At 64.6% G+C, this 26183-nt stretch carries 26 protein-coding genes and 2 tRNA genes; 24 read left to right on the forward strand and 4 right to left on the reverse strand.

The window, feature by feature from the left end:
* Positions 1-4 precede the first annotated feature (4 nt).
* Both QZ609_RS02400 and aroC read left to right on the forward strand, forming a co-directional pair.
* Positions 5-421 carry an FKBP-type peptidyl-prolyl cis-trans isomerase gene (locus QZ609_RS02400; protein ID WP_295490570.1) on the forward strand — a complete coding sequence of 139 codons (417 nt, stop codon included), beginning with the start codon at positions 5-7 and terminating at the stop codon, positions 419-421.
* Positions 422-505: 84 nt separating this feature from the next.
* The gene (gene aroC / locus QZ609_RS02405; RefSeq protein WP_295490572.1) at positions 506-1606 is read left to right on the forward strand and encodes a chorismate synthase; all 1101 of its coding nucleotides are present in this window, start codon (positions 506-508) and stop codon (positions 1604-1606) included.
* 76 nt (positions 1607-1682) lie between these two features.
* On the opposite strand, the gene QZ609_RS02410 is transcribed toward aroC, so the two are convergent.
* Positions 1683-3383 carry an electron transfer flavoprotein-ubiquinone oxidoreductase gene (locus QZ609_RS02410; RefSeq protein WP_295490575.1) on the reverse strand — a complete coding sequence of 567 codons (1701 nt, stop codon included), beginning with the start codon at positions 3381-3383 and terminating at the stop codon, positions 1683-1685.
* A 217-nt stretch (positions 3384-3600) separates the two neighbouring features.
* On the opposite strand from QZ609_RS02410, the gene QZ609_RS02415 reads away from it, so the two are divergent.
* Complete coding sequence (locus QZ609_RS02415; protein ID WP_295490578.1) at positions 3601-4386, forward strand: SDR family oxidoreductase; 786 nt, start codon at positions 3601-3603, stop codon at positions 4384-4386.
* Positions 4387-4402: 16 nt separating this feature from the next.
* Here the strand turns inward: QZ609_RS02415 and QZ609_RS02420 are convergent, their stop codons facing one another.
* Entirely contained in the window at positions 4403-4948 is a 546-nt protein-coding gene (locus QZ609_RS02420; RefSeq protein ID WP_295490581.1) for a LuxR C-terminal-related transcriptional regulator, read from the reverse strand.
* Between the two features lie 180 nt (positions 4949-5128).
* On the opposite strand from QZ609_RS02420, the gene QZ609_RS02425 reads away from it, so the two are divergent.
* The 17 genes from QZ609_RS02425 to bluB all read left to right on the forward strand — a co-directional run bounded on the left by QZ609_RS02425 (position 5129) and on the right by bluB (position 20236).
* The gene (locus QZ609_RS02425) at positions 5129-5830 is read left to right on the forward strand and encodes a CoA transferase subunit A (protein ID WP_295490584.1); all 702 of its coding nucleotides are present in this window, start codon (positions 5129-5131) and stop codon (positions 5828-5830) included.
* 10 nt (positions 5831-5840) lie between these two features.
* A complete protein-coding gene (locus tag QZ609_RS02430) occupies positions 5841-6476 on the forward strand; it encodes a CoA transferase subunit B (protein WP_295490587.1) in 636 nt (211 codons plus the stop codon).
* 13 nt (positions 6477-6489) lie between these two features.
* Positions 6490-7269, forward strand: a complete 780-nt coding sequence (locus tag QZ609_RS02435) for a 3-hydroxybutyrate dehydrogenase (RefSeq protein WP_295490588.1) — start codon at positions 6490-6492, stop codon at positions 7267-7269.
* Between the two features lie 165 nt (positions 7270-7434).
* The gene (locus QZ609_RS02440; RefSeq protein WP_295490590.1) at positions 7435-8304 is read left to right on the forward strand and encodes an alpha/beta hydrolase; all 870 of its coding nucleotides are present in this window, start codon (positions 7435-7437) and stop codon (positions 8302-8304) included.
* A 34-nt stretch (positions 8305-8338) separates the two neighbouring features.
* Positions 8339-8707, forward strand: a complete 369-nt coding sequence (locus tag QZ609_RS02445) for a RidA family protein (protein ID WP_295490592.1) — start codon at positions 8339-8341, stop codon at positions 8705-8707.
* A gap of 26 nt (positions 8708-8733) precedes the next feature.
* A complete protein-coding gene (locus QZ609_RS02450) occupies positions 8734-10977 on the forward strand; it encodes a bifunctional (p)ppGpp synthetase/guanosine-3',5'-bis(diphosphate) 3'-pyrophosphohydrolase (protein WP_295490594.1) in 2244 nt (747 codons plus the stop codon).
* Between the two features lie 22 nt (positions 10978-10999).
* Positions 11000-11076, forward strand: a tRNA-Val gene (locus QZ609_RS02455).
* A gap of 372 nt (positions 11077-11448) precedes the next feature.
* Positions 11449-13356 (forward strand): threonine--tRNA ligase, encoded by a 1908-nt coding sequence (thrS, locus tag QZ609_RS02460; protein WP_295490597.1) that lies wholly within the window; start codon positions 11449-11451, stop codon positions 13354-13356.
* A 24-nt stretch (positions 13357-13380) separates the two neighbouring features.
* Positions 13381-13923, forward strand: a complete 543-nt coding sequence (gene infC, locus QZ609_RS02465) for a translation initiation factor IF-3 (RefSeq protein ID WP_295490676.1) — start codon at positions 13381-13383, stop codon at positions 13921-13923.
* Positions 13924-14090: 167 nt separating this feature from the next.
* The gene (rpmI, locus tag QZ609_RS02470) at positions 14091-14288 is read left to right on the forward strand and encodes a 50S ribosomal protein L35 (RefSeq protein ID WP_004636003.1); all 198 of its coding nucleotides are present in this window, start codon (positions 14091-14093) and stop codon (positions 14286-14288) included.
* Between the two features lie 28 nt (positions 14289-14316).
* Positions 14317-14673 carry a 50S ribosomal protein L20 gene (rplT, locus tag QZ609_RS02475; RefSeq protein ID WP_295490608.1) on the forward strand — a complete coding sequence of 119 codons (357 nt, stop codon included), beginning with the start codon at positions 14317-14319 and terminating at the stop codon, positions 14671-14673.
* Between the two features lie 131 nt (positions 14674-14804).
* A complete protein-coding gene (pheS, locus tag QZ609_RS02480) occupies positions 14805-15839 on the forward strand; it encodes a phenylalanine--tRNA ligase subunit alpha (protein ID WP_295490610.1) in 1035 nt (344 codons plus the stop codon).
* A 63-nt stretch (positions 15840-15902) separates the two neighbouring features.
* Positions 15903-18332 carry a phenylalanine--tRNA ligase subunit beta gene (gene pheT, locus QZ609_RS02485; RefSeq protein ID WP_295490613.1) on the forward strand — a complete coding sequence of 810 codons (2430 nt, stop codon included), beginning with the start codon at positions 15903-15905 and terminating at the stop codon, positions 18330-18332.
* Between the two features lie 69 nt (positions 18333-18401).
* Positions 18402-18815: an integration host factor subunit alpha gene (locus QZ609_RS02490; RefSeq protein ID WP_295490615.1), complete on the forward strand. Its 414-nt coding sequence runs from the start codon at positions 18402-18404 to the stop codon at positions 18813-18815.
* Positions 18816-18839: 24 nt separating this feature from the next.
* Positions 18840-19271, forward strand: a complete 432-nt coding sequence (locus tag QZ609_RS02495; RefSeq protein ID WP_295490618.1) for a MerR family transcriptional regulator — start codon at positions 18840-18842, stop codon at positions 19269-19271.
* Positions 19272-19322: 51 nt separating this feature from the next.
* A tRNA-Pro gene (locus QZ609_RS02500) sits at positions 19323-19399 on the forward strand.
* A 126-nt stretch (positions 19400-19525) separates the two neighbouring features.
* On the forward strand, positions 19526-20236 hold the full coding sequence (gene bluB / locus QZ609_RS02505) for a 5,6-dimethylbenzimidazole synthase (RefSeq protein WP_295490622.1): 711 nt from the start codon (positions 19526-19528) through the stop codon (positions 20234-20236).
* 28 nt (positions 20237-20264) lie between these two features.
* Here bluB and QZ609_RS02510 read toward each other — a convergent pair whose 3' ends face one another.
* A complete protein-coding gene (locus tag QZ609_RS02510) occupies positions 20265-21200 on the reverse strand; it encodes an AraC family transcriptional regulator (RefSeq protein ID WP_295490625.1) in 936 nt (311 codons plus the stop codon).
* Between the two features lie 113 nt (positions 21201-21313).
* On the opposite strand from QZ609_RS02510, the gene QZ609_RS02515 reads away from it, so the two are divergent.
* A complete protein-coding gene (locus tag QZ609_RS02515; protein ID WP_295490628.1) occupies positions 21314-21673 on the forward strand; it encodes a carboxymuconolactone decarboxylase family protein in 360 nt (119 codons plus the stop codon).
* On the opposite strand, the gene QZ609_RS02520 is transcribed toward QZ609_RS02515, so the two are convergent.
* Positions 21665-22618 (reverse strand): aldose epimerase, encoded by a 954-nt coding sequence (locus tag QZ609_RS02520; RefSeq protein WP_295490630.1) that lies wholly within the window; start codon positions 22616-22618, stop codon positions 21665-21667. The two genes, QZ609_RS02515 and QZ609_RS02520, sit on opposite strands and share 9 nt — an antisense overlap.
* A gap of 337 nt (positions 22619-22955) precedes the next feature.
* Here QZ609_RS02520 and QZ609_RS02525 point away from each other — a divergent pair, with 337 nt between their 5' ends.
* The 3 genes from QZ609_RS02525 to QZ609_RS02535 all read left to right on the forward strand — a co-directional run bounded on the left by QZ609_RS02525 (position 22956) and on the right by QZ609_RS02535 (position 26183).
* On the forward strand, positions 22956-23327 hold the full coding sequence (locus QZ609_RS02525) for a hypothetical protein (RefSeq protein ID WP_295490633.1): 372 nt from the start codon (positions 22956-22958) through the stop codon (positions 23325-23327).
* A 144-nt stretch (positions 23328-23471) separates the two neighbouring features.
* A complete protein-coding gene (dinB, locus tag QZ609_RS02530) occupies positions 23472-24545 on the forward strand; it encodes a DNA polymerase IV (protein ID WP_295490636.1) in 1074 nt (357 codons plus the stop codon).
* A gap of 207 nt (positions 24546-24752) precedes the next feature.
* Positions 24753-26183 (forward strand): amino acid permease, encoded by a 1431-nt coding sequence (locus QZ609_RS02535; protein ID WP_295490639.1) that lies wholly within the window; start codon positions 24753-24755, stop codon positions 26181-26183.

Below are 26183 nucleotides of genomic sequence, written 5' to 3' on the forward strand. Positions count from 1 at the left end.
AACCATGAAACGCATTTCCCTGCTGCTGTGCACCACCTCGTTGACCGTCGCTGCCTATACCGCTCCGGCATCCGCAGCGGCGCAGACTGAAACCTTGCCCTCGGGCGTGGTTGTCCAGCACCTGACCAAGGGCACGGGCCCGTCGCCCAAGGCCACCGATTCGGTCAAAGTGCACTATCGCGGCACGCTCACCGATGGCAAGGAGTTCGACAGCTCGTACAAGCGCGGCCAGCCGATTTCGTTCCCGCTGAACCGCGTGATCCCGTGCTGGACCGAAGGCGTGCAGAAGATGCAGGTAGGCGGCAAGGCCAAGCTGACCTGCCCGGCGGCTACTGCTTACGGCCCGCAGGGCGTGCCCGGCACGATTCCGCCCAACGCCACCCTGAACTTCGAGGTCGAGCTGCTCGGCATCGGTGGCTGATCCGGCGGATCGCCTGGCGATACAATAGCGGTTTCCCCCGATGTCCCGTGCCGCCGGCCTGGCGGCACTTTCCCGAGCACGATCATGTCTGGCAATACCCTGGGCCTGCTGTTTTCCGTCACCACCTTCGGCGAGTCGCATGGCCCGGCCATCGGCGCGGTCATCGACGGCTGCCCGCCGGGCATGACGCTCTCTGCTGAAGACATCCAGCCCGACCTGGATCGCCGCAAGCCCGGCACCTCGCGCCATGTCACGCAGCGCAAGGAAGAGGACCTGGTCGAGATCCTCTCCGGCGTGTACGAGGGCAAGACCACCGGCACGCCCATCTGCCTGCTGATCCGCAACACCGACCAGCGCAGCAAGGACTACAGCAACATCGCCGAGACTTTCCGCCCGGGCCACGCCGACTACACCTACTGGCACAAGTACGGCATCCGCGATCCGCGTGGCGGCGGCCGTTCGTCGGCACGGTTGACGGCACCGGTGGTGGCCGCAGGCGCGGTGGCCAAGAAGTGGCTGCGTGAAAAGTTTGGCGTGGAAATCCACGGTTTCATGTCGCAGCTCGGCGAGATCCAGATCCCGTTCATCGACTGGAACGAGGTACCGAACAACCCGTTCTTCGCGCCCAATGCCGAGATCGTCCCCGAGCTGGAAACCTACATGGATGCGTTGCGCAAGGATGGCGATTCCGTCGGCGCGCGCATCGAAGTGGTGGCCACTGGCGTGCCGGTCGGCTGGGGCGAGCCGCTGTTCGACCGCCTGGACGCCGACATCGCCCACGCGATGATGGGCCTGAATGCGGTGAAGGGCGTGGAGATCGGCGCGGGTTTCCACGCGGTTGTCCAGCGTGGTTCGGAGCACGGTGATGAGCTGACGCCGGAGGGCTTCGTCGGCAACAACGCCGGCGGCATCCTGGGCGGCATCTCGACGGGGCAAGACATCTCCGCGTCGCTGGCGATCAAGCCGACCTCGAGCATCCGCACGCCGCGCCGCTCGATCGACAAGGCGGGCGATCCGGCCATGGTGGAGACCTTCGGTCGCCACGACCCGTGCGTCGGTATCCGCGCCACGCCGATCGCCGAGGCGCTGCTGGCGCTGGTGCTGATCGACCACGCGCTGCGCCACCGCGCGCAATGCGGCGACGTGTCGGTGGCGACGCCGGCGATTGCGGCGAAAACGTCGTAATTTCGCCAACTGCGCGATCCGCGCAGGCAACAAAAAAGACGGCTCCAAGCCGTCTTTTTTGTTGGTCGCTCGCCGATCACATGCCGACGTAGTTCGGCCCGCCGCCACCTTCCGGCGTGACCCATACGATGTTCTGCGTCGGGTCCTTGATGTCGCAGGTCTTGCAGTGCACGCAGTTCTGCGCGTTGATCTGCAGGCGTTCGGCACCATCGTCGCTCTTGACGAACTCGTACACGCCGGCCGGGCAGTAGCGCGATTCCGGGCCTGCAAACTGCATCCAGTTGATGCGTACGGGGACGGTCGGGTCCTTCAGCGTCAGGTGGGCCGGCTGGTTTTCTTCGTGGTTGGTGTTCGAGATGAACACCGACGAGAGGCGGTCGAAGGTCAGCTTGCCGTCCGGCTTCGGATACTCGATCTTGGTGCAGTCGGCTGCCGGCTTGAGCGAGACGTTGTCCGGCTTCGTGCCGTGCAGCGTCCAGGGCGGGTTCTTCACGCCGACCTTGGGCAGCAGCCATTGCTCGATGCCGGTCATGATCTTGCCCAGCGTCGGGCTCTTCTTGAACCACAGCTTGAAGTTGCGCGACTGGTCCAGTTCTTCCTTCAGCCAGCTCTGCTCGAAGGCGGCGGGGTAGGCGGTCAGTTCGTCGGCAGCGCGGCCGGCGGTCACGGCGTCGAACACCGCGTCACCGCACATCATGCCGCTCTTGATGGCCGCATGGCTGCCCTTGATGCGTGCGGCGTTCAGGTAGCCGGCGTCGCAGCCCACCAGCGCGCCGCCCGGGAACACCGTCTTGGGCAGCGCCTGCGGCGTGCCGTTGTTGATGGCGCGGGCACCGTAGCCGATACGCTTGCCGCCTTCGATGTGCGCGCGGATGGCCGGGTGGGTCTTCCAGCGCTGCATCTCCTCGAACGGGCTCAGCCAAGGGTTCTTGTAGTCGAGACCGATGACGAAACCGAGCGTGACCTTGTTGTCTTCCAGGTGATACAGGAAGCCGCCGCCGAAGGTGTCGTCCTGCATCGGCCAGCCGGCCGTGTGGACCACCAGGCCGGGCTTGGCCTTGGCTGGGTCGATTTCCCACAGTTCCTTGATGCCGATGGCGAAGGTCTGCGGGTCCTTGCCGGCGTTGAGCTTGAACTGGTCGAGCAGTTGGCGGCCCAGGTGGCCGCGCGCGCCTTCGGCGAAGATGGTGTACTTGCCCAGCAGCTCCATGCCGAGCTGGAAGTTCTCAGTCGGCTCGCCGTCCTTGCCGATGCCCATGTTGCCGGTGGCGACGCCGCGCACCGCGCCCGGGTTTCCTGCGTCATCCTTGTCGTACAGCACCTCGGCGGCGGCAAAGCCCGGGAAGATTTCCACGCCCAGCGCTTCGGCCTGCGTCGCCATCCATTTGACGACGTTGGACAGCGAGATGACGTAGCAGCCGTGGTTATGGAAGTTGCGCGGCACCAGCCAGTCGGGCGTGCGCTTGACGCCGGTTTCGCTCAGGAACAGCACGTCGTCGCCGGTGACGAGCTGGTTGAGCGGGGCGCCGTCTTGCTTCCAGTTGGGCAGCAGCTCGTCGATCGCACGCGGGTCCATCACGGCGCCCGACAGGATGTGCGCGCCCGGCTCGGAGCCCTTTTCCAGCACGACGACGGAGACGTCCTTGCCGGTCTCGGCCGCGCGCTGCTTGATGCGGATCGCCGTCGCCAGGCCCGCCGGCCCGCCGCCGACGATCACGACGTCATACTCCATGGATTCACGGGGACCGTACTGTTCGAGGAGCTGCTGCTGGTTCATAAATGTCTCTTCGCTTGTAGGGCGTTTGCTTATTGGTATGGCGGATTGCTGCATTAGAATTTTCGGCATTGTCGGGGAGGCGCCCGATTGCGGCAAGTGGAATTTTTGAACGGTCGTTCGATTTTTTGCTAAGCTGCCCCTCCGTCACATGCCGCGTGCCAGACCTGCGCTCAAGCGGGCCGGTGCACGCTACACCAACATACTGGGACGAAGCATCATGGGTTTGTCGATCAATCTGGAAGGCAAGGTCGCGCTGATCACCGGCGCATCCAGCGGCCTCGGGGCGCGTTTTGCGCATACGCTTGCGGCTGCCGGCGCCAAGGTCGTGCTGGCTTCGCGCCGCGTCGAGCGCTTGAAGGAGCTGCGCGCCGATATCGAATCGAAGGGCGGCAGCGCCCACGTCGTGCGCCTGGACGTGACGGACCCGGACAGCATCCGCGCCGCCATCGCCCATGCCGAGACTGAGGCCGGCACCATCGATATCCTCGTCAACAACTCGGGCGTCTCGACCACGCAGCGCATGGTGGACGTCACGCCGGACGACTTCGATTTCGTCTTCGACACCAACACGCGCGGCGCCTTCTTCGTGGCGCAGGAAACCGCCAAGCGCATGATTGCGCGGGCCAAGGGCGCGGAGAAGAACGGCTCACCGCTGCCGCAGTCGCGCATCATCAACATCGCCTCGGTGGCGGGTCTGAAGGTGCTGTCGCAGATCGGCGTGTACTGCATGAGCAAGGCGGCCGTGGTGCACATGACGCGAGCCATGGCGCTGGAGTGGGGCCGTCACGGCATCAACACCAACGCCATCTGCCCAGGCTATATCGATACCGAAATCAATCACCACCACTGGGAAACCGAAGCCGGCCAGAAGCTCGTGCAGATGCTGCCGCGCAAGCGCGTCGGCAAGCCAGAAGACCTGGATGGGCTGATCTTGCTGCTGGCGTCCGATCAGTCGGACTTCATCAACGGCGCCGTCATCAACGCCGACGACGGGATGGTTTGACGGAGCGGGGCGGTCCTCAATGCCCCATCAGCCGCTGCACCAGTTCCAGCGAGGTGCCGGCGGCGTACTTCTTCATCAGCCGCGCGCGGTAGATTTCCACCGTGCGCGGGCTGATCTCCAGCTGCTTGCCGATCTGCTTGCTGGTCTTGCCTTCCACCAGCTGTGCGGCGATGTCGCGTTCGCGCGGCGTGAGCGCCGCCGTCACCGGCCGGTGCGCCGACAAATCCTCGAACGTCCAGATGCCTTCGCCCAGCGGCTTGGTGCGCTCCAGTGCCCGGCCAGTGACGTGGCACCAGAAGAGTTCACCGTTTGCGCGCTTCATGATGCGCTCGTCCGAATAGCTGCCGCGTGCGTTCATGATGGGGACGATGCGCGCGCCGGTGCGTTCGTACTCGTCGTGTGTCGGATAGAGCAGCTCAAACGATTGCCCGATCATCGCCGTGCGCGGATGGCCGAAGATGCGGGCGGCCTCGTCATTGCAATCGAGCATGACGCGCTCACGGGACATCACCATGCCGACCGGGGCGAGCTGGAAAGCGGTCTGGTAATCGAGTGCGGGCATGGCGGTTTGCGATTAGGTTGAGGCCTTATGTAGTCGTACGTATTGCTGCGTTGCGTGACGCTTGCGTATTCTCGCCGGATTGTACCGTTACAATTTTCTGGCGCCGCGCCGCACATATTCTGCCTGTGCGACCGGTCAAAACCCTGCCGGATTCGTTGGACCACCAAGGAAGGAGCACGCATGAACAAAATCTACCCCAGCGCCAAAGAGGCGCTCGCGGGCGTCGTCCAGGACGGCCAGACCATCGCCGTGGGCGGCTTCGGCCTGTGCGGCATTCCCGAGGCGCTGATCGGTGCGCTGCGTGATTCGGGCGCGCGCGGCCTGACCTGCATCTCCAACAACGCGGGCGTCGACGGGTTCGGCCTGGGCCTGCTGCTGGAAACCCGCCAGATCAAGAAGATGATCTCGTCCTACGTGGGCGAGAACAAGGAGTTCGAGCGCCAGTACCTGGCCGGCGAACTGGAGCTGGAATTCACCCCGCAAGGGACGCTGGCCGAGAAGCTGCGCGCCGGCGGCGCCGGCATTCCGGCGTTCTTCACCAAGACCGGCGTCGGCACACAAGTGGCCGAGGGCAAGGAGCTGCGCGAGTTCGACGGCGAAACCTACGTCATGGAGCGCGCGCTCGTGCCCGACGTGGCGCTGGTCAAGGCCCAGGTGGCCGACAAGTCCGGCAATCTGCGCTTCAACCTGACGGCGCGCAACTTCAATCCGGCCGCGGCGACCGCCGGCAAGGTCTGCATCGTCGAGGTTGAGGAGATCGTCGAGGTGGGCGAGCTTGCGCCGGATGACATCCACCTGCCCGGCATCTACGTGCACCGCATCGTGCTCAATGCCACGCCCGAGAAGCGCATCGAAAAGCGCACCACGCGCGCTGCCAACTAAGGAGACCGACATGGCCTGGACGCAAGATCAGATGGCGGCACGTGCCGCCCAGGAGCTGGAAGACGGTTTCTACGTCAACCTCGGCATTGGCATTCCGACACTGGTGGCCAACCACACCGGCGACAAGGAAGTCTGGCTGCAGAGCGAGAACGGCATGCTCGGCATCGGCCCGTTTCCCACCGAGGACGAGGTGGACGCCGACCTCATCAATGCCGGCAAGCAGACTGTGACCACACTGCCAGGCAGCGCGATCTTCGGCAGTGACCAGAGCTTTGCGATGATCCGCGGCGGCAAGATCAACCTGTCGATTCTTGGCGCGATGCAGGTCAGCGAATACGGTGACCTGGCCAACTGGATGATCCCCGGCAAGATGGTCAAGGGCATGGGCGGCGCGATGGACCTCGTTGCCGGCGTCAAGCGCGTGATCGTGCTGATGGAGCACACCGCCAAGAAGAAGGACGGCACCGAAGACCTGAAGATCCTCGCCAAGTGCACCCTGCCGCTGACAGGCGTGGGCGTGGTCGACCGCATCATTACCGACCTCGGCGTGATCGACGTGACCGAGCAGGGCCTGAAGCTGGTCGAAACCGCGCCGGGTGTGTCGCGCGAAGAGATCCAGGCCAAGACTGGCGTCAACCTGATCTGACCAGGAGACCGCGATGCTGCAAGGAAAAACCGCCCTAGTCACGGGCTCGACCAGCGGGATCGGTCTGGGCATCGCCTGCGCGCTGGCCGCGCAGGGCGCCAACATCATCATGAACGGCTTCGGCGACGTGGAGGGGCCCAAGGCTCAGATCACTGAAGCTGGCAAGCGCGCCATCCGCGTCGGCTACCACGGCGCCGACATGAGCAAGCCGGCCGAGATCGAAGCGATGTTCGCCTATGCCGATGCCGAATTCGGCGGCGTCGACATCCTGGTGAACAACGCCGGCATCCAGTACGTGGCCAACGTGGAGGACTTCCCGACCGAGCGTTGGGATGCCATCATCGCCATCAACCTGACCTCGGCGTTCCACACCACGCGGCTGGCCGTCCCCGGCATGAAGCAGAAGAACTGGGGGCGGATCATCAACATCGCCTCGGCGCATGGGCTGGTGGCTTCGGCGCAGAAGTCGGCGTACGTGGCGGCCAAGCACGGCATCGTCGGCTTCACCAAGTCGGTGGCGCTGGAGACCGCGCAGATGGGTATCACGTCCAACGCGATCTGCCCGGGCTGGGTGCTGACACCGCTGGTGCAGAAGCAGATCGACGCGCGTGCCGAGAAGGAAGGCATCTCCGCACTATTGGCCAAGAAGGAACTGCTGATGGAAAAGCAGCCGTCCGGCGAGTTCGTCACGCCCGACCAGCTTGGTGCGCTGGCGGTGTTCCTGTGCAGCGATGCCGCGGAGCAGGTGCGCGGCGTGGCCTGGAACATGGATGGCGGTTGGGTCGCGCAGTAGGGCGGTCCTCACTCCGGAGGGAAGCCCCGCACGCGCGGGGCTTTTTTTCTTTCCGGCCTTTCTTTCCGGCGATATGCCATTGCCTGCTGCATTGCCGCACCGCACCTGGGCCGGCGTACAATCAGGCTTCGTTTTCTCCCCGCCGTTCACGTGTAGGAGTTGTTCATGCCCGTTTCGCCGCGCCTTGCGTTCGTGCAGTGTTTGAGTCCGTCCGGTCTGCACCGGATGGCTTATCACGAGTGGGGCGATCCGCAGAATCCGCGCGTGCTGGTCTGCGTGCACGGCCTCACCCGCACTGGGCGTGACTTCGACGTGCTGGCGCAGGCGCTGTGCAACGACTACCGCGTGATCTGCCCGGACGTGGTCGGCCGCGGCCGCTCCGACTGGCTGGTCGATCCGAAGGGCTACGTGCTGCCGCAGTACGTGGCCGACATGGTCACGCTGGTGGCGCGGCTGAACGTGGAGTCGGTCGACTGGTTCGGCACGTCGATGGGCGGGCTGATCGGCATGAGCCTGGCTGGCCTGCCGAAGTCGCCGATCCGCAAGATGCTGATCAACGACGTCGGCCCGCGCGTGACGGAATCTTCCGTGTCGCGCATCGGCTCGTACCTGGGGCTGGACGTCCGCTTCAAGACCTTCGACGAAGGGCTGGCTTACCTGAAGACCATCAGCGCATCGTTCGGGCCGCACACGCCCGAGCAATGGCGCGAGCTGAATACGGCCATCCTGAAACCGCGAGGCGGCGAATGGATCCTGCACTACGATCCGCGCATGGCCGAGCCGTTCAAGAGCACTACGCCCGAGCTGATCGCCGCTGGCGAAACCGCACTGTGGAAGCTGTTTGAGGCCAACACCGGCGAGGTGCTGGTGGTGCGTGGCGCACAGTCCGACCTGCTCACGCGCGAGACCCTCGACGAGATGATCCAGCGTGGCCAGCAGGTCAGCACGGTGGAGATCCCCGACGTGGGCCACGCGCCGACCTTCATCCAGCCGGACCAGGTGGCGATCGCCCGCAAGTTCTTCCTCGGTCAATGACCGCGACGACCATTTTCCCGATTCGATTTGCAAGATGAGCACTGAACTGAAGCGTTACAACGTCGAACATCGCTATTCCGACGCGGCCGTCTACAACGGCGTCGTCTACGTGGCCGGCCAGGTGCCGGAGACCACGCTGGACGCCGGCATCGCCGAGCAGACCGCCGAGGTGCTCGCCATCATCGACCGCGTGCTGGCAGCCAATGGCAGCGACAAGACGCGCATCCTGATGTGCCAGATCTTCCTGAAGGACATCACGGAGATCGGCGAGATGAACACCGTGTGGGACCAGTGGGTCGCCGCCGAGTCGAAGAACTCGCCGCCGCGCGCCACGGTGGAGGCCGCGCTGGCCAACCCGAAGTACCGCATCGAGATCGTCGTGACCGCTGCGCAGAAGGGCTGACGCGGCGCACGTTTGCAAGACGCACCATGAACAGCAAGACCGACCAGCCCGCCAACGGCGCCGGGACGACGGCAGAGCAGGGCGCGCAGCACGCAGAGGTGGTGCGGGCACTTGACTACCTGGCGGCCCATGCCGGCGACAACCTCACGCTGACCGGCGAGTCGCTGGAGTCGCACGCGCGCGGCACGGTGACAATTCTCGAAGGGCTGCGCGTCGATACGCCGGCATTGCAGGCAGCGTCGCTATTTCTGCTGCCCACGCTCGCCATGGACAACGAGCATGCGCTCGAGCCGGCGTTCGGCGCCGAGGTGGTCAAGCTCGTGCACGACGTCCGGCAACTGCTGCGCATTGGCGCCATCGCCGGTCTGGTCAGCCCGACCGACCCCGGCATCACCCGCAAGAACGAAGCCGAGGCGCGGCGCGCGCAGGTCGAGGCGCTGCGCAAGATGCTGCTGGCGTTCGCGCAGGACATCCGCGTGGTGCTGATACGGCTGGCGTCGCGCTTGCAGTCGCTGCGCTGGCTGGCACAGACCAAGCGCCCCGCGCCCGAGGGCATGGCGCGCGAGACGCTCGATATCTACGCGCCGCTGGCTAACCGCCTCGGCATCTGGCAACTGAAGTGGGAGCTGGAAGACCTAGGCTTCCGCTTCGACGAGCCCGATACCTACAAGCGCATCGCCCGCCTGCTGGACGAAAAGCGCATCGAGCGCGAGAAGTTCATCGGCGAGGCCATCGCCCAGTTGCAGAAGACGCTGCACGACGCCGGCATCCAGGCGGAAGTCACCGGCCGCCCCAAGCATATCTACAGCATCTGGAAGAAGATGCGCGGCAAGGAACTCGACTTTGCCGACCTGTACGACGTGCGCGCCTTCCGCGTCATCGTCGACGACATCAAAGATTGCTACACCGTGCTCGGCTTCGTGCACCACATGTGGCAGCCGATCCCGAAGGAATTCGACGACTACATCTCGCGCCCGAAAGCCAACGGCTACATGTCGCTGCACACGGTGGTGATTGGCGACGACGGCCGCGCGCTGGAGGTGCAGATCCGCACGCGCGAGATGCACCACTTTGCCGAGTACGGCGTGGCCGCGCACTGGCGCTACAAGGAGGCCGGCAGCAAGGGCTACGCCGGCCAGTTCTCGGCCAGCGAGCGCTACGACGAGAAGATCGCCTGGCTGCGCCAGCTCCTGGCCTGGAAGGACGACGCCGAGCACACCGTCGCGCACGAGGATTCCCCGTGGGAACAGCTCAAGCACACCGAGCTGGACGACCACATCTACGTGCTGACGCCACAGGCACGCGTGGTCGCGCTGCCGCAGGGCGCCACGCCGGTCGACTTTGCCTACTACCTGCACAGCGATCTCGGACACCGCTGCCGTGGTGCGCGCGTCGACGGCACGATGGTGCCGCTCAATACGCCGCTCAAGAACGGGCAGACGGTGGAGATCGTCACCGTCAAGCAGGGCGGGCCGTCGCGCGATTGGCTGAACACCGAGCTGCACTATCTGGTGAGCCAGCGGGCGCGTGCCAAGGTGCGCGCGTGGTTCAACGCGCTGGAGCTGGAAGAGACGCTCGCGCAAGGCCGCGCACTGATCGATAAGACGTTGCAGCGTGAAGGCAAGACCGCTGTCAACCTGGAAGAGCTGGCGGCCAAGCTCGGCTACAAATCGCCGGAAGATCTGTACGCCGTCGTCGCCAAGGACGAGCTGAGCCTGCGCCGCGTCGAGGCCGTGCTGCGGGCGGACGGCGCACCGCAGCCCGCGCCGGTCGACGACGAAGCGGCGATCACCAAGAAGAGCCGCGCCACCAGCGTGGCCCGCGGCGCCAAGAGCGGTGTGCTGGTGGTCGGTGTCGATTCGCTGCTCACGCAGATGTCGCGCTGCTGCAAGCCGGCGCCGCCGGACCCGATCGTCGGTTTCGTCACGCGCGGGCGCGGGGTGTCGATCCACCGGCAGAACTGCGCGACCTTCCAGCAGTTGGCGTCGCGCGCACCCGGACGCGTGATCCAGACGGAGTGGGGCAAGCGCAGCGATTCGGTCTATCCGGTCGATATCCACGTCGAGGCACTGGACCGCCAGGGCTTGCTGCGCGACATCTCGGAAATCCTCTCGCGCGAGAAGATCAACGTGACCGGTGTGCGTACGGTGTCGAGCAAGGGCATCGCCAAGATGCAGTTCACGGCCGAGGTGGCGGAAGCGACGCAATTGCAACGTGCACTGACATTAATCGAAGAAGTGACGGGGGTGTTGACAGCGCGGCGGAAGTGACGGTATAGTTTCGTCTTTCGGCAGGCTCGTAGCTCAGCTGGTTAGAGCACCACCTTGACATGGTGGGGGTCGTTGGTTCGAGTCCAATCGAGCCTACCAACGCATTTAGCAGGGCGCGTCGGGTAGGATGTCCAAGCCGTCATCCTCGCAATCCCGGGATTTGTCCCGTATGAAGTACACAGGGGAAAACATGATTCAGGCACCGCGAACTACAACCGCTTCGGAGCGACAGTAGTCAAGGTGTGGTTTTCACCTTGCGGTCTGCCCAAGCGGTAGACAGCGCAAATGGAAACGCGGCCTTGGCCGCGTTTTTTTTCGTCCGCGTTTTTGTGTCACGCGTGGCGATCAAGCTGAAGGCGCTTCGAAGCATCCAATTCGACAACCTGCCACGCCCAAGCGGCGCGGCGCACGACAGAATGACGACCGCCCGCGTGCCCCAAGACGCGCGGCGGTGACTCCACAGGAGCAAGCATGATCGCGATTACGCTGCCGGACGGTTCCCGGCGTGAGTTTCCCGGCCCGGTGACGGTGGCTGAAGTGGCGCAGAGCATCGGCGCCGGCCTGGCCAAGGCCGCGCTGGCCGGTCGCATCGACGGCCAACTGGTCGATACGAGCTTCAAGATCGAGCAGGACGTCGGTCTCGCCATCATCACGGACAGGGACGCCGACGGCGTCGACGTGATCCGCCACTCGACCGCGCACTTGTTGGCCTATGCCGTCAAGGAGCTGTACCCGGACGCCCAGGTCACGATCGGCCCGGTCATCGAGAACGGCTTCTACTATGACTTCGCCTACAAGCGTCCCTTCACGCCGGAAGACCTCGTCGCCATCGAGAAGAAGATGGCCGAGCTCGTCAAGAAGGACGAGAAGGTCACGCGCGAAGTCTGGAGCCGCGACGATGCCGTCAAGCTGTTCGAGGGCATGGGCGAGAAGTACAAGGCGGAGATCATCGCCTCGATTCCGCAAGACCAGGAGATCGGCCTGTACCGAGAGGGCAACTTCGTCGACCTGTGCCGCGGCCCGCACGTGCCGTCCACGGGCAAGCTCAAGGTCTTCAAGCTGATGAAGGTGGCCGGCGCCTACTGGCGCGGCGACCACAACAACGAGATGCTCCAGCGCATCTACGGTACGGCCTGGGCCAAGAAGGAAGACCAGGATGCCTACCTGCACATGCTGGAAGAGGCCGAGAAGCGCGACCACCGCAGGCTCGGCCGTGAGCTCGACCTGTTCCACATCGACGAGCACTCGCCGGGCACGGTGTTCTGGCACCCCAAGGGCTGGACGCTGTGGCAGGAAGTCGAGCAGTACATGCGCCGCGTCTATCGCGAGAACGGCTACCAGGAGGTGAAGGGGCCGCAGATTCTCGACAAGTCGCTGTGGGAAAAGACCGGCCACTGGGACAAGTACCGCGAGAACATGTTCGTCACGGAATCGGAAAAGCGCGAATACGCGCTCAAGCCGATGAACTGCCCTGGCCACATCCTGATCTACAAGCACGGCATCAAGAGCTACCGCGATCTGCCGCTGCGCTTTGGCGAATTCGGCGCCTGCCACCGCAACGAGCCCTCCGGCGGCCTGCACGGCATCATGCGCGTGCGCGGCTTCACGCAGGACGACGGCCATATCTTCTGCACCGAAGACATGATCCAGGCCGAGGTGCAGGCGTTCACCACGCTGCTGCAGAAGGTCTACAAGGACTTCGGCTTTGCCGACATCCAGTACAAGCTGTCCACGCGCCCGGATAAGCGCATCGGCACCGAAGAAAGCTGGGACCGCGCCGAGGCCGCGCTGGCCGAGGGCCTGCGCGCCTCGGGCTGCGAGTTCGAATACCTACCGGGCGAAGGGGCGTTCTACGGCCCTAAGATCGAGTATGTGCTCAAGGATGCACTTGGTCGCCCCTGGCAGTGCGGCACGATGCAGGTCGATCCGAACCTGCCGGAGCGGCTGGATGCCGAGTACGTTGGCGAGGATGGCGCGCGCCACCGCCCGATCATGCTGCACCGCGCCATCGTGGGCAGCCTGGAGCGCTTTATCGGTATCTTGATCGAGCAATATGCCGGTGCGTTGCCGATGTGGCTTTCGCCGGTGCAGGTTGCGGTGCTCAGCATCACTGACGCGCACGCCGAGTACGCACAATCCGTTGCGCAATCCCTGCAAAAACAAGGATTTAGGGCAGTCGTCGATTTGCGGAATGAGAAGATTGGGTATAAAATCCGCGAGCATTCCGTGCAGAAGGTCCCCTATCAGGTTGTGGTGGGCGACAAAGAGCGGGATGAAAATCAGGTGGCCGTGCGTGCCCGTGGCAACGTCGATCTAGGCTCCATGCCGGTGTCGGCGTTCGTTGAGCGACTGCAGAACGATCTCGCCAACAAGTCATGAGCTGGGCACGGCTTGTTTTTTTGAATCTTTGAGGACATCAACATCGCTACTGAGAAATCTCACCGCATCAACCGCGAGATCAGCGCACCGGAAATCCGGCTGACCGGGGTTGAGGGAGAAGCGCTCGGCATCGTCAAACTGTTCGACGCACTGCGTCTGGCAGAAGAGAAGGACGTCGACCTGGTCGAGATCGCGCCGACCGCGCAGCCGCCCGTCTGCCGCCTGATGGACTATGGCAAGTTCAAGTACTCGGAGCAGAAGAAGGCTCACGAGGCCAAGCTGAAGCAGAAGGTCATCCTGGTGAAGGAAGTCAAATTCCGTCCTGGTACTGACGACGGTGACTACAATGTCAAGCTCCGCAATGCTCAGCGTTTTCTGGACGAGGATGGGGATCGTGTCAAGGTCACCCTGCGTTTCCGGGGCCGTGAGATGGCTCACCAGGAACTTGGCATGCGCATGCTGGAGCGAATCAGGACTGACCTGGAGCCATTCGCTCAGGTTGAGCAGATGCCGAAGATGGAAGGTCGCCAGGCAGTGATGATGTTGGCACCCAAGAAGAAAAAGTAATGCAGTGGCGGCCGGACGATTCCGGCTGCGCTGAGTAGGTTCCAGACGGAAACGTCGGAAAACGCGGCGAGCGTCAAAGCCTGCCGCGATACAACAAGTGAGTCCGGGTCTTGCAAGTGTCGGCGTCAGCCGTCCACCTGGCTTCATGTCAAAAGCGGAGTTGTTCCATGCCGAAGATGAAGACGAAGAAAAGCGCCTCGAAGCGCTTTACTGCCCGTCCTGGTGGCACGATCAAACGTGGCCAAGCCTTCAAGCGTCACATCCTGACCAAGAAGACCACCAAGAACAAGCGTCACCTGCGCGGTACCGAGGGCGTCCATGAGACGAACCTGAAGTCCGTTCGCGCGATGATGCCGTACGCCTAACCCTAACTAACTACGAAAGGAGCATTCCATGCCTCGAGTAAAACGTGGGGTCACAGCGCGGGCCCGTCATAAGAAGGTTATCAGCGCAGCCAAGGGTTACCGCGGCCGCCGCAATAACGTCTATCGCATCGCCAAGCAGGCGGTCATGCGTGCTGGCCAGTACGCCTACCGCGATCGTCGCAACAAGAAGCGCGTGTTCCGCGCCCTCTGGATTGCACGTATCAACGCTGGTGCACGCGAGCACGGTCTGTCGTACAGCAAGTTCATGAACGGCCTGAAGAAGGCGTCCATCGAGCTGGACCGCAAGGTGCTGTCGGACATGGCCATTCACGACAAGGTGGCATTTGCCGCCATCGTGAACCAGGTGAAAGCCAACGTCGCCTGAGTTGGATTGGCCGGGCAGGCCGCTGGAATTGCCCAATAGCTTGCCGGCCGATCACCCTGACGGGGCTCTCACCGAGCCCCGTTTTTTATTCCGCATTTCCGAATCACCCGAATTTTCACGCTCGCCTTCCCATGTCACTGGATCTGGATCAAGTCGTCGCCGATGCCCAAACCGCGTTCGCCTCTGTGGAGGACAACGCTTCGCTGGAAAACGAGAAGGCACGCTTTCTCGGCAAGTCTGGCGTACTGACCGACTTGCTCAAGGGCCTCGGCAAGCTCGATCCGGAGACGCGCAAATCGGAAGGCGCGCGCATCAACCAGGCCAAGAGCCGCGTTGAAGACGCCCTGAACGCCCGTCGCCAGGCTCTGGCCGATGCGCTGATGAACGCGCGCCTGGCCGCCGAGGCGATCGACGTGACGCTGCCCGGCCGCGATGTGGCGGAAGGCAGCCTGCACCCGGTGATGAACACCTGGGAGCGCGTTGCCCAGATCTTCGGCTCGATCGGCTTCGATGTGGCCGACGGCCCCGAGATCGAAACCGACTGGATGAACTTCACGGCGCTGAACAACCCGGACAACCATCCGGCGCGCTCGATGCAGGACACCTTCTACATCGACGGCCGCGACAGCGAAGACAAGCTCCTGCTGCTGCGCACGCACACCAGCCCGATGCAGGTGCGCTACGCCCGCATGCACGTCGAGAAGTACAAGCACCTCGATCGCATCCCCCCGATCAAGGTGATCGCCCCGGGTCGCACGTACCGCGTCGACAGCGACGCCACGCACTCGCCGATGTTCCACCAGGTCGAAGGCCTCTGGATTGCCGACAACATCAGCTTTGCCGACCTCAAGGGCGTCTATACCGATTTCCTGCGCAATTTCTTCGAGCGCGACGACATCAACGTGCGTTTCCGCCCGTCGTACTTCCCGTTCACCGAGCCGTCGGCCGAGATCGACATGGCCTTCGGTAACGGCAAATGGCTGGAGATTTCCGGTTCCGGCCAGGTGCACCCGACCGTGGTGCGCAACATGGGCCTGGACCCGGAGCGCTACATCGGCTTTGCGTTCGGCTCCGGCCTCGAGCGCCTGACGATGCTGCGCTATGGCATCAACGACCTGCGCCTGTTCTTCGAGGGCGACGTGCGGTTCCTGCGCCAGTTCGCGTAAGACGCGTCCGTCCGCAGCTTCGTCACCTTGCCCCGTTAATCGAATTCTCTTTCCTGTCGCGCCATGCAATTTCCGGAATCCTGGCTTCGCAGTTTCGTCAATCCGTCGATCACCACCGATGAACTCTCCCACAGCCTGACGATGGCCGGGCTCGAGGTGGAAGAGGTCGACCCCGTTGCGCCGCCGTTCTCGCAGATCGTTGTCGGCCATGTGGTCGAGGTGAACAAGCACCCGGACGCCGATCGCCTGAACGTCTGCAAGGTCGACGCGGGCACGGGCGAGCTGCTGCAGATCGTCTGCGGCGCGCCGAACGTATCGGTGGGCATCAAGGTGCCGTGCGCAATGGTGGGCGCCGAGCTGCCGCCGGGCGAAGACGGCAAGCCGTTCAAGATCAAGATCGGCAAGCTGCGCGGCGTGGAGAGCTACGGCATGCTGTGCTCGGCGCGCGAGCTGAAGCTGTCGGAAGACCATGGCGGCCTGCTGATCCTGCCGGAAAACACGCCGGTGGGCGAAGACATCCGCAAGGTGCTGGACCTCGACGACCAGATCTTCGTCATCAAGCTCACGCCCAATAAGGCGGACTGCCTGTCGATCCACGGCGTGGCGCGCGAAGTGTCCGCGCTGACGGGCGCGCCGATTACGCTGCCGTCGATGGCCCCCGTGGCCGTGACGTTGGCCGACAAGCTGCCGGTCAAGGTGGACGCGCCGGACCTGTGCGGCCGCTTCTCGGGCCGCATCATCCGTGGCGTGAACGCGCACGCAAAGACGCCGGCATGGATGGTCTCGCGTATCGAGCGCGCGGGTATGCGCAGTGTGTCGGCGCTGGTCGATATCTCCAACTACGTCATGCTGGAGCTGGGCCGTCCGTCGCACGTGTTCGACCTGGACAAGATCCACGGCGGCCTGACAGTGCGCTGGGGCAAGGCCGGTGAAGAACTGAAGCTGCTCAACGGCGACACCATCGCTGTCGATGAGAAGGTTGGCGTGATCTCGGACGAGCAGGCCATCGAAAGCCTGGCCGGCATCATGGGCGGCGACAAGACCGCCGTCACGCTCGACACGCAGAACATCTACCTCGAAGCCGCATTCTGGTGGCCCGCTGCCATCCAGGGCCGCGCGCGCCGCTATAACTTTTCGACCGATGCGGGCCATCGCTTCGAGCGCGGCGTCGATTACGCGACCACGGTCGAACACATCGAGCGCATCAGCGCGCTGATCCTCGAGATCTGCGGCGGCCAGGCCGGCCCGATCGACGACCACATCGTCAACCTGCCGACGCGCACGCCGGTGCGCATGCGTGTGGCACGTGCCGCGCGTGTGCTCGGCATTCCGCTGTCGCACGAAGTCGTGGCGGACGTGTTCAAGCGCCTGGGCCTCACGTTCAGCGTGGAAGGCGATGTGTTCGTGGTCGAGCCGCCGTCGTATCGCTTCGACATCGAGATTGAGGAAGACCTGATCGAAGAGGTCGCCCGCATCTACGGTTTCGAGCAGATCCCGGCCAAGCCGCCGGTGGCCGAGAACGCAATGCGCCCGACCAACGAGGCACGCCGCACCATGCACGACGTGCGCCACGCCGTGGCCGCGCGCGACTACCACGAGGTCGTCAACTTCGCCTTCGTCGAGACCGAATGGGAAGCCGACTTTGCTGGTAATACCAACCCGATTCCGCTGCTGAACCCGATCGCCAGCCAATACTCGGTGATGCGCAGCACGCTGATCGGCGGCCTGCTCGACAAGGTGCGCTACAACCTGAACCGCAAGGCTGCGCGCGTGCGCATGTTCGAAGTGGGCCGCGTGTTCCATCGCGATGCGAGCGTTGCTGATGGCGGCCTGTCGGTGGCGGGCTACGCGCAGCCGATGATGGCCGGCGGCATCGCCTACGGCCCCGCCAAGGAAGAACAGTGGGGCGTGCCGTCGCGTGCTGTCGATTTCTTCGACGTGAAGGGCGATGTGGAATCGCTGCTGTGGCCGCTGCAGGTGCGCTTCGAGCGCGTTGAACATCCGGCGCTGCATCCGGGCCGCTCTGCACGCGTGGTGCTGAACGGCCGCGCCATCGGCTGGATTGGCGAGCTGCATCCGCGTTGGCTGCAGAAGTACGACCTGCCGACGGCGCCGGTGGTGTGGGAGCTGGAGCTCGACGCCATCACTGCAGTCGGTCTGCCGACCTACAGCGAAGTGCCCCGCGTGCCGGCCGTGACGCGCGACATCGCGCTGGTCGTGCGCCAGGACGTGACCGTGCAGGACCTGGTCGATACGTTTGAGAAGACGGCTGTCGGCACACCGTGGCAACGCTATCTGCAAGGCGTCGTGCTGTTCGATGAGTTCCGTCCGAAGGCCGCGACGGCCGCGATTGGCGCGCAGGAGAAAAGCCTTGCCTTCAGAATTACGTTGCAAGATACTGACAGCACCCTTCAGGACGAGATCGTCGAAGCCGCCACCCAGCAACTGATTCGTGCGGCCGGCGATGCATTCGGCGCGCGCCTGCGTGCCTGACGTCCACGCCAGCGCCTAGAACGCTCGAACGAACCTCCACATTCGGATCGAATACGCCAAGCGAATCCTATGAACGATCAACACGCGCCCGCGTTGGCGGCATCCTTGGGCGACTCGCTCGGTTCTTCTTCGGCACTGGCTGACGCGCGTGATGCGCGCGGCCAGGAAGTGCCGACGCTCACCAAGGCCGAGCTCGCCGAGATGCTGTTCGAGCAGGTTGGCTTGAACAAGCGTGAATCGAAGGACATGGTCGAGGCGTTCTTCGACGTGATTCGCGAGGCGCTCGAGCAGGGTGATAGCGTCAAGCTGTCCGGCTTCGGCAACTTCCAGTTGCGTGACAAGCCGCAGCGCCCGGGCCGCAACCCGAAGACCGGCGAGATCATTCCCATCACGGCGCGCCGCGTCGTCACCTTCCACGCCAGCCAGAAGCTCAAGGCGCTCGTCGAAGAGCGCGTTGAGCCGCTGCCGGCCAGCGCTGCGTAATCCCGTCTCTTTCGCCAGCCCTCCATGGCCGCCGATAAACATACGGAGCGGGTCAACCTGCCGCCGATTCCTGCCAAGCGCTACTTCACCATCGGTGAGGTGAGCGATCTGTGCGCCGTCAAGCCGCACGTGCTGCGTTACTGGGAGCAGGAATTCACGCAGCTCAAGCCGGTCAAGCGACGCGGCAATCGCCGTTACTACCAGCATCATGAAGTGCTGCTGATCCGGCGGATTCGCGAGTTGCTGTACGAGCAGGGCTTCACGATCAACGGCGCGCGCAACCGGCTGGATGAACTGCGGCATGGCGCGGGTAGTGTGCCGATGGAGACGGCACCCGAGGCCGAAGCTCCAGTGTCGGCGCCGATGGTGACGAGCGGCGCAGTCGATGTGCCGGCCTTGCGTCGTGCGTTGCAATCGGTGCTCGACGTTCTGCGTGCGGACAAATCGCAGGGCTGACGGCGACCCACTAGTCAGCAAGGGCGCGGCTCTGTTATACTTTTGTGCTTTCGGGGCGTAGCGCAGCCTGGTAGCGTACCTGCATGGGGTGCAGGTGGTCGGAGGTTCAAATCCTCTCGCCCCGACCAGGAAATTGAAGGACTTACGGCGATGAGCCGTAAGTCCTTTTTGTTTTCTACGGGCAGATCCTTGTTGGCCCGACAGACGCCGCGCAATCGACTCGTTCGCGTACCCGCCCAGACGCTCCTCAGGTCATGAGCCCATTCCGCTACAGCGACAGTGACATCGATGCCGTCTACCGCGTCATTCGCGAGCGGCGCGACATGCGGCATTTTCGGCCGGCCCCGCTCGACACCGCGCTTCTGACGCGGTTGCTGCAGGCCGCGCATCTTGCCCCCAGCGTCGGCTTCATGCAGCCCTGGCGCTTCATCCACATTACCGATCGAGGCTTGCGAGCGCGCGTGCACGCGCTGGTCGAGGCAGAGCGTCAGCGCACTGCCGCTGCCCTGGGCGAGCGGCAGGACGATTTCATGCGCCTCAAGGTGGAAGGCATTCTGGAGTGTGGGGATGTCCTGGTGGCCGCTCTGATGGACGATCGCGAGCGGCACATCTTCGGGCGGCGCACGCTGCCGGAGATGGACCTGGCGTCGGTTGCCTGCGCCATCCAGAATCTCTGGCTGGCCGCTCGGGCCGAAGGGATCGGCATGGGGTGGGTGTCCCTGTTCGATCCCGGACAGCTTGGTCAACTCCTTCAACTGCCGCCGGGTGCCAAGCCGGTGGCCGTGCTGTGCCTCGGTCATGTCGACCACTTCTATGACAAGCCTATGCTGGAGCAGGAGCGGTGGGCCGGACGGCAGCCGCTTCGCGAAATGCTGTTCGAAAATGGCTGGGGCAATCCTAGCCTTCTTGATGTGGATCGGGACCGTTCACCGGCCTCCGACGACGCTTCGGGCAGTCCCGTCTGAGACATTCGATCGGCGGTATCCGCGTGGCTCACGCATCTGCTTGCGGCTCGCTCGTCGCGCGCCGGTACCGGGCTGGCGTCATTCCCAACTGCTGCCGGAACGCCTTGCCGAACGCCGCTTCGGATTGGTAGCCGACACGCGCGGCGATCTCGCCAACACTGTGCCGCGTATGCAGCAGCTGATCGCACGCGAGCGTCATGCGCACGCGCGTGAGGAAATCCCACACCGTCATGCCGGCACGCGCCTTGAACTGGCGCGCGTAGGTGGCGCGCGACATGGCGGCCAGGTCGGCGAGGGTGTCGATGGTCCAGGCATGCTCGGGCGTGGACAGCATCGCCTGCACCGAGGGCCCAAGCCGCGCATCGGCCAGCAAGGTAAGCGTGCCGGGATCGGCACCTTCGCGCTGGCCATGTACGCGTAACGCGAGTGTCAGCAGCGCCTGACTCAACGCTGTGACGATCGCCAGGGCGCCCGGTGCGCGGGCTGCGGCTTCGTCGCGCATCAGGCCGATGACGGCTTGCAGCGCCGCGAAGGAACCGCAGTCGCGCAGCGACACATGCAGTGGGTCGGGCAGGGTGCGGATCAGCAGCGTGGTCGAGCCGGGTTCATGCACGAAGCGCCCGCATAGCAGATCGACGTCGGCGGCGCCGCGGCCGGTTTGGCGCAGCGGCAGCATGCCATCGTGCGAGGTGCGCGGCCGGCGCTGCGGGGTGTCGGCATCGCTGGCAGGGTCGTGGATGGTGTGTGCGTGGCCGCGGGGGAAGAGGATGAAATCACCCGGATGCAGGGTCAGGCGCTGACCGCTCGTTTCCACCACGCAGGTGCCTGCCAGCACCAGATGAAACGGCACCTGCCCATCCGGCTCCGGGTCATGCGGAATCGAGAACGGCCCCTGGAACAGGCAGCGCAGGTCGAGGCTGGCCTGCGGCCGCGTGAGCTGGACGAACTGGCTCAAGGCATCCATTGAGACGATCTCGCTAAAGATTGCGCAAATCAAGTATTCATCGGATCGCCTCCAAAGACAATACTGTTCCCAACGGCAAAGGCATCGGGCCCGCGCCAGATTGGGAGCACATCATGGAAAACTGGGTCGAGTATCGGAAGGAACTGATGGGGCGGATCGGTGAGGTCGGCAAGCTCTCGCCGGACACGCTCAAGGGCTATCAGATGCTGTCGGCTGCAGGCCAGAAGACAGGTCAGTTGGATGCGAAGACGCGCGAACTGATCGCGCTGGCGGTGTCGGTGACGACGCGTTGCGACGGCTGTATCACCGTGCACACCGCCGAGGCACTCAAGCATGGCGCCACGCGTGAGGAGATTGCGGAGGCGCTGGGCGTGGCGGTGGCGCTGAACGCCGGGGCCGCGCTGGTGTACTCGGCGCGCGTGATGGACGCGACCGAGGCGTATCAGTCGGTGTCAGCTTCGCCTTCAGTCTGACGCGCCCGGGTGGGCGATGCGCAGCCGGCAGGTGGCGTGCCGCGTGTCGCCCGGGGCCAGGAGGTGCAGGCCCTCGCCATGGTGGATGGCATTGGGCAACCCCATCCAGGGTTCCACGCAGTAGAAGTCGGAGGTGTCGGCTTCCGTCCAGGTGGTGATGGCGTGCCACGGCATCAGCGCACCGTCGACTTCGATGCGGATGCGCCGGCCCAGCGGGGCGTTGGTGTGCGGCGGGATGTCGAGCACCGCCGCGCCCGCGCCGTCGAGCAGGTGGTAGCGGTCCTGCAGCGCCGGGTTGTCGAGCGTGTACATCGCATGGCCGGGTTCGTGCGCGTCCAGGCTGCCATCGGCCAGCTGGCGCGAGAGCCGTGACGGCGGCATCTGCAGTGTGGTCGCGTGTCGGACCACGCTGGGCAGCGCGAAATAGAAATGGTGGCCGGCGTAGAAGGGCATCGGCGCATGCGCATCGCCCTCGGCGGTATGCGTGATCGAGAACGTCGCCTCCAGCCCGTCGGCGAGCAACCGGTAGCCGATGCGGAATTCGAAGGCGTATGGATACCCTGAGCGCGTCTGCGGACCGTCGCGCAACAGCATGACGATGTGCGTGTCGTCCGCGCTTTCCACTTCAAACGGCAGGTCGCGCGCGAAGCCATGCTGCGGCAGCGCGTGGATGCGGCCATTGGCGTCGCGCCAGCGCCCGGGTTCCCCGTCGGCAAAATGCCGGCCGATGAACGGAAACAACAACGGATTGCCGCCGCGGATCTTGGCCGGATTCGACCAGTCGGCCGGGTTGGGCCAGTACAGGATCTCTTCGCCCTGGTGGCGCCAGCGCACCAGCCGCCCGCCCGCCTCGGGTGCGAGCAACAGCAGGGAGCCATCGGCGCGGTCATTGCCGATGCGGACAAGGGTGCGTTCTTGGAAGTGGGCGGTCGGAAGGTCGTACATGAGGAAAGCGGGGTTGCCTTGTTGGCTTGAACAGCGCGTACTAGATTGTCAATGCGTTTTGCCTGGAGGGAAACCATGTCCGCCAATCGAGCCTGCCAGCCGCGCATCTCAACACGGCCTGGGCACACGGTGCCACCGCCCGACGAGCCCGCGCCGCCGGGCATCCCCCCAGACCTGCCATCGCCCGACGAGGTCCCCCCGCCGGTCGAGCCGCCGGAGGCCTGGTCGGTGTCATCCGCTGTTACCAATCGTCACAGCTTTGCGGGAAGCCGTTTGTAAGATAGCGCGAGTTTCCGCGCGCCCTGCGCATTTCTACAACGACAACACGAGCCAAGACATGTCGATTTTTCCGCGTTTGACCCTGTGCGCTGTGCTGGTGGCCTCCATGGCCGGCTGCGTGGTGGCCCCGCCGCCGCAAACACGCACGGTGGTGGTGCGCGAGCCCGCCCCGGCCCCGGCCCCGGTTGACCCGCGCGCCCGCTTCGAGCAAGTGGAAGGCCGCATCGCGGAAGAATTCCATCGCATCGATGTGCGTCAACAGCAGGGCTATGTGGATCCGTACCGCGCCGACGGCCTGCGTGATCGCCTGCGCCGCATCCGCCAGGAAGCCGGCGATATGGCCAGCCAGCACTACGGCGGCCTGTCCGGCGATGAACAGCGCGCCCTGAACGACGAGCTGGGCGCCCTGGGCCGCGACATCAACCGCTAAGCCCGGCCGAAGTCCCGTCCATTCGCTGATGCTGCATCGCGGCATCGGCGAAACGCAGTGTTGCGCATCGTTGCGTGCGCACCCGGTGGAAGCTGGTACGCTTGCGTTCCTCCTGAATGCCTGCCAGCCCGACGCGGCCCCGCCGTGCGAAAGATCATCCACTGCGACTGCGATTGTTTTTACGCCGCCATCGAGATGCGCGATGATCCGCGCCTGCGTGGCAAGCCGCTCGCCGTGGGTGGGCGGCCGGAGCGTCGCGGGGTGGTCGCCACCTGCAACTACGAAGCCCGCAAGTTCGGCATCCATTCAGCGATGCCCATGGCGCAGGCCGTCAAGCGCTGCCCGGATCTGCTGATCGTGCCCCCGGCCATGGACAAGTACCGCCAGGTCGCGCGCCAGATCTTTGCCATCTATCACAGCTACACCCCGCTGGTGGAGCCGCTCTCGCTGGATGAGGCCTACCTCGACGTGAGCGACAGCCCGATGCTCGCCGGCAGCGGCACGCGCATCGCCGAGGACATCCGCCGCCGCGTGCGCGAGGAGGTCGGCATCACGGTGTCGGCGGGCGTGGCGCCCAACAAGTTCATCGCCAAGATCGCCAGCGACTGGAACAAGCCCGACGGCCTGTTCGTGGTGCGGCCCGAGCAGGTCGATGCCTTCGTGGCCGCGTTACCGGTCGACCGCCTGTTTGGCGTGGGCAAGGTGACGGCCGCCAAGCTGCGCCGCCTGGGCGCCGAGACCTGCGGCGACCTGCGCGCTTGGGGCGCGGACAGGCTGCAGCAGCATTTCGGCGTGTTTGGCTTTCGCCTGCATGACCTCTGCCGTGGCATTGACCATCGCCAGGTGCAGCCCTCGCAAGTGCGCAAATCCGTCAGCGTGGAAGAGACGTATGCGACCGACTTGCGCACGCTGGACGACTGCCAGCGCGAGCTGACCATCCTTGTCGACCAGCTCGCCGCCCGTGTCGAGCGCGCCCGCGCCGGCAACATGATTCACAAGACCTACGTCAAGCTGCGCTTTGCGGATTTTCGAGGCACAACAGTGGAATGCGTCTATCCGCAAGTCGCGCTGCCGGTATTCGCCAAGCTGCTGGCGCAGGGGTTTGAGCGGCGGCGCATTCCCGTGCGTTTGCTGGGCGTGGGCGTGCGCCTGCATGAGACCGACGCGCATGCGCGCCAGCAAACGCTGTTCTCCGAAGACGCTGACCCGGCACGCTGAGCGGTCGATTGTTGCCGAGCGCTGTCGTGTATGCCGGTCGGATCTGAATTGTCCTATTTTCCTGTCTGCATCAAGGTGATAGAAGGGCGGACGTCACCACCCGGGTAAAATGCCCGCTTTTTTGCAAATTCCGCCGCCGCGCGCCACACGTGCGCGACAGTGCGCTCCGCCACATCCGGACGCGCACGCAGACAGGAGACGCAGTCAATGAGTTTGTTCCGTACCAAGAACGTGGATCACATGATCCGCACCAGCCGCAGCGACACGGGCCTGAAGAAAGTCCTCGGTCCGCTGGACCTGACCTTCCTCGGGGTTGGCGCCATCATCGGCACCGGCATCTTCGTGTTGACCGGCACCGGCGCGCTCACCGCCGGGCCCGCGCTAACGTTGTCGTTCATCGTCGCCGCGCTGGCATGCGGCTTTGCCGCGCTGTGCTATGCAGAATTCGCCTCGACCATTCCCGTGTCGGGCTCGATCTACACCTACGCCTACGCCACGATGGGCGAGCTGGTCGCCTGGATCATCGGCTGGGACCTGATGCTCGAATACGGCCTGGCGACGTCCGCCGTGTCAGTGGGCTGGTCTGGCTACTTCCAATCGTTGCTGGCCGGTTTCGGCCTCCACCTGCCAGTGGCGCTGACGGCCGCGCCGGGCGCGATCCCGGGCGTGCAGACGCTGTTCAACCTGCCGGCGCTGGTGATCATGCTGGTCATCACCACGGTGCTGTCGTTTGGCGTGCGCGAATCGGCGCGGGCCAACAACGTGATGGTGGCGATCAAGGTGACGGTGGTGCTGCTGTTCATCTTCGTCGGTGTGCGCCACGTGCAGCCCGCCAACTGGCAGCCGTTCATGCCGTTTGGGGTGTCAGGCGTGTTTGGCGCGGCGGCCATCGTGTTCTTCGCCTTCATCGGCTTCGATGCCGTGACCTCCGCGGCCGAAGAGGTGCGCAATCCCAAGCGCGACCTGCCGATCGGCATCATCGGCTCGCTGGCGATCTGCACGGTCCTCTACGTGCTGGTGGCGGGCATCATGACCGGCATCGTGCCGTTCCAGAAGTTCGCGGGCGTGGACCATCCGGTGTCGCTGGCGCTGCAGTTTGCGGGTGAGAGCTGGGTGGCCGGGTTTGTCGACCTGGGCGCCATCATCGGCATGACGACCGTGATCCTGGTGATGGCCTACGGCCAGACCCGCGTCATCTTCGCGATGTCGCGTGACGGCCTGCTGCCCAAGCGCCTGTCGCACATCCACCCGCGCTATGCCACACCGTTCTTCAACACGTGGGTGGTCGGCATCGTGTTCGCGGTGATCGCCGCATTCGTGCCGCTCAACGTGCTGGCCGAGCTGATCAACATTGGCACGCTCGCCGCCTTCTCGCTGATCGCCATCGCCGTGATGGTGCTGCGTCGCACGCGCCCGGACTTGCATCGCGGTTTCCGCTGCCCGGGGGTGCCGGTGGTGCCGGTGCTGGCGGTTGGCCTGTGCCTGTTCCTGATGAGCCACCTGCAGGCCGTCACCTGGATCGCCTTCGCGGTCTGGATGGTGATCGGCCTGGTGGTGTATTTCGGCTATGCGCGCAGCCGCTCGCTGCTGCATACGCCGGAGCGCGGCGCGGCGCCGGCTTCCGAAACCGCACGTTAA

This window comes from uncultured Ralstonia sp. (genome assembly GCA_913056305.1).
GTDB lineage: Bacteria > Pseudomonadota > Gammaproteobacteria > Burkholderiales > Burkholderiaceae > Ralstonia.